Origin of the sequence: Microbulbifer sp., assembly GCF_036563125.1 — a bacterium.
GTDB lineage: Bacteria > Pseudomonadota > Gammaproteobacteria > Pseudomonadales > Cellvibrionaceae > Microbulbifer.
In genome coordinates this window covers 1-6716 of record NZ_DATCMV010000057.1, presented here as the reverse complement: position 1 = coordinate 6716, position 6716 = coordinate 1, and the positions used below count along the sequence as shown (strand labels likewise).

Annotated in this window: 6 protein-coding genes and 1 pseudogene; 4 read left to right on the top strand and 3 right to left on the bottom strand. The window is 62.0% G+C overall.

Features of this window, described 5'->3' with window-relative positions:
* From VIL80_RS04400 to bioC, 3 genes and pseudogenes are all read left to right on the top strand, one after another.
* Positions 1 to 313 (top strand): annotated as a pseudogene (locus tag VIL80_RS04400) (biotin synthase BioB); the annotation flags it as partial.
* A gap of 25 nt (positions 314 to 338) precedes the next feature.
* Positions 339 to 1532, top strand: a complete 1194-nt coding sequence (gene bioF / locus VIL80_RS04395; protein WP_332034937.1) for an 8-amino-7-oxononanoate synthase — start codon at positions 339 to 341, stop codon at positions 1530 to 1532.
* Positions 1529 to 3085 carry a malonyl-ACP O-methyltransferase BioC gene (gene bioC, locus VIL80_RS04390; RefSeq protein WP_332034936.1) on the top strand — a complete coding sequence of 519 codons (1557 nt, stop codon included), beginning with the start codon at positions 1529 to 1531 and terminating at the stop codon, positions 3083 to 3085. The genes bioF and bioC overlap by 4 nt, the downstream gene beginning before the upstream one ends.
* A 7-nt stretch (positions 3086 to 3092) precedes the next feature.
* On the opposite strand, the gene VIL80_RS04385 is transcribed toward bioC, so the two are convergent.
* A complete protein-coding gene (locus tag VIL80_RS04385; protein ID WP_332034935.1) occupies positions 3093 to 3911 on the bottom strand; it encodes a cyclase family protein in 819 nt (272 codons plus the stop codon).
* Positions 3912 to 4031: 120 nt separating this feature from the next.
* Here VIL80_RS04385 and VIL80_RS04380 point away from each other — a divergent pair, with 120 nt between their 5' ends.
* Positions 4032 to 5150: a winged helix-turn-helix domain-containing protein gene (locus tag VIL80_RS04380; protein WP_332034934.1), complete on the top strand. Its 1119-nt coding sequence runs from the start codon at positions 4032 to 4034 to the stop codon at positions 5148 to 5150.
* A gap of 32 nt (positions 5151 to 5182) precedes the next feature.
* On the opposite strand, the gene VIL80_RS04375 is transcribed toward VIL80_RS04380, so the two are convergent.
* Both VIL80_RS04375 and speB read right to left on the bottom strand, forming a co-directional pair.
* Positions 5183 to 5815 (bottom strand): DUF6515 family protein, encoded by a 633-nt coding sequence (locus tag VIL80_RS04375; RefSeq protein WP_332034933.1) that lies wholly within the window; start codon positions 5813 to 5815, stop codon positions 5183 to 5185.
* A gap of 217 nt (positions 5816 to 6032) precedes the next feature.
* Positions 6033 to 6716, bottom strand: a 684-nt coding sequence (gene speB, locus VIL80_RS04370) for an agmatinase (RefSeq protein ID WP_332034932.1), incomplete at its 5' end; no start/stop codon positions are given.

Here is a 6716-nt window from a genome sequence, read left to right as displayed (position 1 = left end):
CCGCTGCATCGCCGTGGCCCGCATCATGATGCCGAAATCCCACGTGCGCCTGTCTGCCGGTCGCGAATCCATGAACGACGAGATGCAGTCGCTGGCGTTCCTCGCCGGTGCCAACTCGATTTTCTACGGGGAAAAACTGCTAACCACCGCCAACCCGGAAGCCAACAAGGATATGCAGCTGTTCGCGCGCCTCGGCATCAAGCCGGAGGAGTACCAGCAGTACGAAGACGAATCGTCAGTGGCAGCGGGACTGCAGGCGCAGATTACCGAACAGCGAAACGATCCGTTCTTTTACGACGCCGCCAAGGCGTAAGCTTTAAAACGTTGTGAATCATGCTGTGACCAGTCTTCAGGATTTTCTCGACGCGCGTTTGGCGGAACGCCGGGCGCAGCAGTTGTACCGCAGTCATAAAACCCTCGCCGCCGCCCCCGGGCCGGTGGCCATGGTGGATGGACGTGAGCTGGTCACCTTCAGCAGCAACGACTACCTGGGTCTTGCCACCCATCCCGAAGTGATTGCCGCCCAGCAGCGCGGCGCGGCGCTCGGCGCCGGCGCTACCGCTTCCCATCTGGTCAACGGCCATTTCGGCATTCATCAACAACTGCAAGACAAGATCGCCGAGGTTACCGGCCGCGAAGCTGCGCTGCTGTTTGGCAGCGGCTATATGGCCAACGTGGGTGTAATCAACGCGCTGATCGGGCGCGGCGATTTTGTGGTTCAGGACAAGCTCAACCACGCCTCGCTGATCGATGGCGGGCGTATCAGTGGCGCCGAGTTTCTGCGCTTTGCCCACAACGATCTCGCTGGGCTGGAACGACAGCTGCAGCGTGCGCGCGCCAAGGGAAACGGCAAAATCCTGCTGGCGGTGGACGGCGTCTACAGCATGGACGGCGATACCGCGCCACTCGCGCCGATGGCCGCCTTGTGTAAACACTACGACGCCTGGCTGATGGTGGACGAAGCCCACGGCTTTGGCGTCATGGGGAGTGAGTTTTTTCCCTGTGCCGGCAGCGCCGCTGCCGCGGGGCTCGACCAGAATACGGCGCCCATCGTTATGGGGACCCTCGGCAAAGCGGCCGGTAACGGCGGTGCATTTGTCGCGGGTTCGCGGGCACTGATCGACTACCTTACCCAGTTTGCGCGCACCTATATCTACACCACCGGCATGCCGCCGGCGCTGGCTGCCGGTTGCCTGAGGGCGCTGGAGCTGATGCAGGAGTTGCCACTGCGGCAGACGTTAAACAAACGCATCCAGTATTTCCGCGAGCGCGCGGCGCAGTTGCAACTGCCGCTGGAAAATTCCACCAGCGCGATACAGCCGCTGGTGCTCGGCTGTGAAAAAACGGTGCTGGCGGTTGCTGCGCAGTTACAGCAGTTGGGTTATCTCGTCGGCGCGATACGTCCGCCCACGGTACCGGCGGGCACCGCGCGCCTGCGCATTACCGTTTCCGCGGCCCACACTGAGGCGCAGATCGACGGCATGTTGCAGGCACTGATGAGCGCACTCGCAGCGGTGGAGGTGACGGTATGAATATGGCGTTGATCCACGGCTGGGGTGGTGATTCCCGCTGCTGGCAGCCGCTGCTTCAGGAGTTGCGCGGTTTTTTTGCCGAGACAGTGACGCTTGATCTGCCGGGCTTCGGCGTGCGCGCGCAGGAACCCTGGCCGGCAACAGAAAAATTGCTGGAACAGCTGGACGCACAGCTGCCGGAGAACTGCCTGCTGCTGGGCTGGTCCCTGGGGGGCATGCTGGCGGTGCAGCTTGCCGCACGCAGCAGAAAGGTTCGCGCCCTGGTCACCATCGCCGCCAACGGCAGTTTTGTCGCGCGCGACGGATGGCCGGGAATGCCCGCGGAGGTATTTGCGGAATTCCGTAATGCCCAGCGCGAGCAACCGGAAAAAAACTGGCAGCGGTTCTGCGGTCTGGAAGCCCGCGGTGATTCTGAAATGCGCGGGCTGTTGAAAATCCTCAAGGTCTGGCAGCCACCATCCATTCCGGGCAGCTGGTGCAATGCGCTGGAAAGTCTCGGCAGCCTCGACAACCGCACCGTGCTGCCCGCGCTGAAGATTCCGGCTTTGCATATTTTCGGTGAGGGCGATGCCCTGGTGCCGCTGGCGGCGGCAACAGAGGTTGAAAAAATGGGCTGCGAGGTGAAGGCAATATCTGCTGCGGGACACTGTCCGCATCTGAGCCGCCCGGCAGAGATCGCCGCACTCGTAACCGGCTTTGCCGGGCGCGAGCGCGGACAACCTGCGCCGATGGATAAAACCTCTGTGGCGCGCGCGTTTGGGCGCGCTGCAGAAAGCTATGACGCCGCCGCCCATCTGCAGCGTGCCGTTTGCCGGGAACTGCTCGAGCGCGAGCCGCTGAACCAGGCTGGTGACAACGGTTCGCCGAAACGGATTCTCGATCTCGGCAGTGGCACCGGCTACGGCAGTGAATTGTTGCGCAAGCGCTACCCGGATGCGGAAATCATCGCGCTGGATCTGGCCGCGGAAATGCTGAGTTATGCCCGCGCCCATCGCCCGGTCAGCAACGGTTATGTGGCGGCGGATGCGGAGCAGCTGCCGCTGGCGGACGGCTGTATCGATCTGGTGTTTTCCAGCTTTGCGCTGCAGTGGTGCTATCGCCTGCCGCAACTGTTTGCGGAAATCCGCCGCGTGATGGCACCGGGCGCCAATGCACTGATTTCCACCCTGGTGCCGGGAACCCTGAGGGAACTGGAGAGCAGCTGGGCGGCGGTGGATGACAATGTTCACGTCAATCGCTTCCTGCCGGCGGAGGAGTGGCAGCGTGCCTGCGAGCACAACCGCCTGGACTGTGCGGTGACGACAGAGCAGCGCGTACTGCACTTCGACAGTATCAAGACCCTGATGCGTGAACTGAAAAGTATCGGTGCCCACAACGTCAATCGCGACGCGGGCAAGGGGCTGTTGAGTCGGGAGAAACTGCGCAAACTCACCGAAGCGTATGAGCAACAGCGCAGTGAAGCCGGCCTGCCGGCCACCTATCAGGTACTGTATCTCACCCTGGCCCAGCGGCAATCGCAAACCGCCACGCTGCAGGCCGCCGCTTCTCTCTGAATGGCGGTTATTTTTCTGGCACGAATGCGACAACCCGTGTCGGGCCACCGCTGCCACCGCGGATTTTCATCGGCAGCGCAATCAGCGTGAAGCCTGTTTCCGGCAGTTCCGTCAGGTTGGCGACATTTTCCAGTGCCGGAATATTCTTGGCGAACAGGGTGCGGTGGGTTTCGAACAGGCGCGACGCGCCGTAGTCGATGCTCGGCGTATCCAGCCCCACCGCCTTTATCCCGCGCTTTTCCACCAGAAATTGTGCCGCCTCCGGCGATAGGCCCGGAAAATTCAACTTTGCCACCGCCTTCTCACCGCGCTCTGCGGTACCCATATATTTCACCGGGTCCGGCCAGAAGCGCGCGCTGCCGGTGTCGAACAGCACGATACTACCTTTTTCGATATTGCCGTGCCGGGCTTCCCAGCGCTCGACGTCGGCGACGGTGATCCGGTAATTGCGGTCCTCGCCGATACGGTCCGCCACGCGGATTACTACCCCGGGGCCGATCAGTTGTTCCAGCGGGATCTTGTCCACAGACAAATGATCGCGGCTGAAATGCACCGGAGCATCCACATGGGTGCCCCCATGCTCTGCGCCGGCCAGATTGTAGGCGGAGTAGTAATAGCCCTTGTCGGTTTCACCGGCGAACACGGTGGTCTTGGCAAACTTGTCGGCGGTGGGCCAGTAGATGGTGTCGTCGGCAAAGTCGTGCGAGAGGTCTACCCAGCGCCCCTGTGGAAAGTTCTCCGCAACGGCGATATTCGCGAGAACCAGGCAGAGTGCGGCGAACCAGCGGGTAATTTTTGCGGGGCCATGGCGCGTGTTGCCGCTCATTCAACTCTCCATGTTTTTCCGATTATTTTCTCGCTGTGCCGAACTTGAACCGGATCGCCCGTGAGGGGATAGTGATCCGCTCTTTCGCCATCGCAAACTGATTAACGGACGCATCAGCAGTTGAAAGCCTATACCAAAGCGCACTCACTGCCAGCCGACCGCGCTCGCGCGCTGGTACTGGCGCGCCAGTATGTACACAGCCCCTGGAGTGGAGACATCGCAGGCCTGATCGGGCATCTGGGCACGCTGCAGCTGGATGCGATTCAGGTGATCACCCGGGCCCATCTGCACCAGCTGCATGTCCGCTTGCCGCGGCTGCGGGAGGCAAAGCTGACTGGCGCGCTGGAAAGCGCCGAGCGCGAGCGGCAGGTTTTTGAATACTGGTCCCACGCCGCTGCCTATTTGCCTGTGGATAACTACCGCTTCGCGCGCGTCCGTATGGATCGTATCCGCGAGGGGCAAAAACACTGGTTCGCAAAGAACGCCAGACTGTGCCGATTCGTGCTGGACCGCATCCGCGCCGAGGGCCCGCTGAAGGCCAGTGATTTTGTGCGCGCCAAGGGCGGCTGGTGGAGCTGGAGCGAGGAGAAAAAAGCGCTGGAACAGCTGTTTCACGAGGGCGAGCTGATGGTGAGCCACCGGGAGGGCTTCCAGAAGGTATTCGACCTGCCGGAGCGACTGCTGCCCTCGAATGTAATGACGTCCGCGGCCAGCGAAACCGAATACGGGCGCCATCTGGTGCGCAGCTTTCTGCGGGCCCAGGGACTGGGCCGCGAGGAAGAGATCAGCTACCTGCGCAAACACGACCGGGAGCCGGTGGCGAAAGCGGTACAGGCGATGCTGAAAACCGGTGAGCTGATAGCAGTGGGTAGGGAATTGGTACTGTCGGCAGATATCGAATCGGAGCTGCCTGCGGTGCCGCGCAAAGTGCGCTTGCTGTCACCGTTCGACCCGCTGGTACTGCAGCGCAAACGCCTGAAGCGGCTGTTTGGCTTCGACTACCAGCTGGAGTGCTACGTGCCGGGGCCCAGGCGTAAGTTTGGCTATTTCTGCCTGCCAATCCTGTACCGGGAAGGCTTTGCGGGAGTAGTGGACCTGAAGGCGGATCGGGAAGCGGGACTACTTCGGACCAAGGCCCTGCACTGGCGGGAGCCACCCGGAAGCGCTTTGCTGGCCGGATACAACAAGGCCCTCGGCGATTTCGCCCGTTATCACGGACTGGCCGCCGAGGGCCTCTGATCCATTACCGGGATCACTGGTACTGTGTTGGGTCAGACCTGAACGACCACATACACCTCGCGCCCGTCGCGCTGGGTGGGCATAAAGTAGTGGCCGCCATAGCGGTAGTACTGGATGCCGTTGATCACTTCCGCGGTGTATCCCACTGGGAGGTTATCCACCACCTGACCCGGTGCGTAACCCGGCTGGGTCGCGCCCACCACCGGGGCTGCGGCCACTGGCGCCGCGCTCGCCACAACGGTCGCCGGCTGCGGTACCACCACATAGCGGCCCATATGCGGCTGCCACTGGTAGTAGGAACTGCCGTACTGGTAATAGGTAAATCCACCAACCTGCACCTGCACCGCACTCGCTGGCAGCGTCAGTACCGCCGCGCCGAGGGGCGCATTCACCACCATGTATCCGGCGGGGGCCGGGCGGTAGTAATAACCGCCATGATAGTAGTAGGGCACCCCCCCCACGGCGACGTTCACAAAACCGGCCGGGAGGATGGGTACCGTCAGGCCGATGCCGATACGCGGGCCGTGAAAGCGCGGGCCCCAGTAGCCGTGACCGTGGTGGTGGCCGCGATGGCCTGAGTGCGCATCCGCTGGTGCCGCAAAGGCAAATGAGAGAAGCGCGACAAGTCCTGTTCCGAACAAAAGGAATTTTACCGCTTTGTTCATGGAATCCCCCTGCGAGCGAGTACTAACTATTGCACAAATAATAACCGCATTTCCGGGGAGGCGCTACGTGCCGCGGCCGCTTCAGCGTTAAGAATTGTCAGCCCGCCACAGAGGTTATCCACAGGGTGTGGAAAAGTCTGGTGGTAACTTTGGGTGCCAGCAACCCGGCAGAGGGGAGCCGGTTTGGCGGCAATGGCGCCGAACCGGCTGGTTGATTTCAGCGCTGATTACGCTGAACGATGCCCATCAGCTTGTACAACAGGTGGGCGGCACCGAACTCGTAGGCGTGGAAGCCTTCGATGGGAGCGAACTCCAGCAGGTCGAATCCGATGATCTGCCGCTGTTTTGCCACCGACTCGAACAGGTTCAGCGTCTGGTACCAGCCGAGGCCACCGGGCACCGGAGTGCCGGTAGACGGGAAGACTGACGGGTCCATGCCGTCGATATCCAGGGTGAAGAACACCTTGCTGGGGAAGTTCTCCGGCAGTTCAAACGACTGCACCTGGGTGGGTACCAGCTGGTGCGCATCCAGGTAGCCGACGTTGTACTGCTTGCGCGCTTCCATCTCCTCTTCGCAGTAGGCGCGGATGCCCAGCTGGAACAGCGGTATACCCGCCTCGCACACCAGGCGCATGACGCTGGCGTGGCTGTGCTTGTGGCCTTCGTAGCGGTCGCGCAGGTCGGCGTGGGCGTCGATCTGCACCACGCCGAAGTCGGTGATACCGGCATCCAGGTAGCCCTTGATGATGCCCCAGGTGACCGAGTGTTCGCCGCCGATGCCCACGGGCATTTTCCCCATGGCCAGGATTTCGCGGGTGGCGCTGGCGATATTCTCCATCACCTGCTCGGCCGGACCGCTGACATCCACCGCTTCGCGGGTGTAGATGCCGAGCTCACAGGG

Coding starts and splice junctions, on each gene's coding strand:
- VIL80_RS04375 (WP_332034933.1), bottom strand. CDS start 5,815: ATGAACAAAGCGGTAAAATTCCTTTTGTTCGGAACAGGACTTGTCGCG.
- bioC (WP_332034936.1), top strand. CDS start 1,529: ATGAATATGGCGTTGATCCACGGCTGGGGTGGTGATTCCCGCTGCTGG.
- VIL80_RS04385 (WP_332034935.1), bottom strand. CDS start 3,911: ATGAGCGGCAACACGCGCCATGGCCCCGCAAAAATTACCCGCTGGTTC.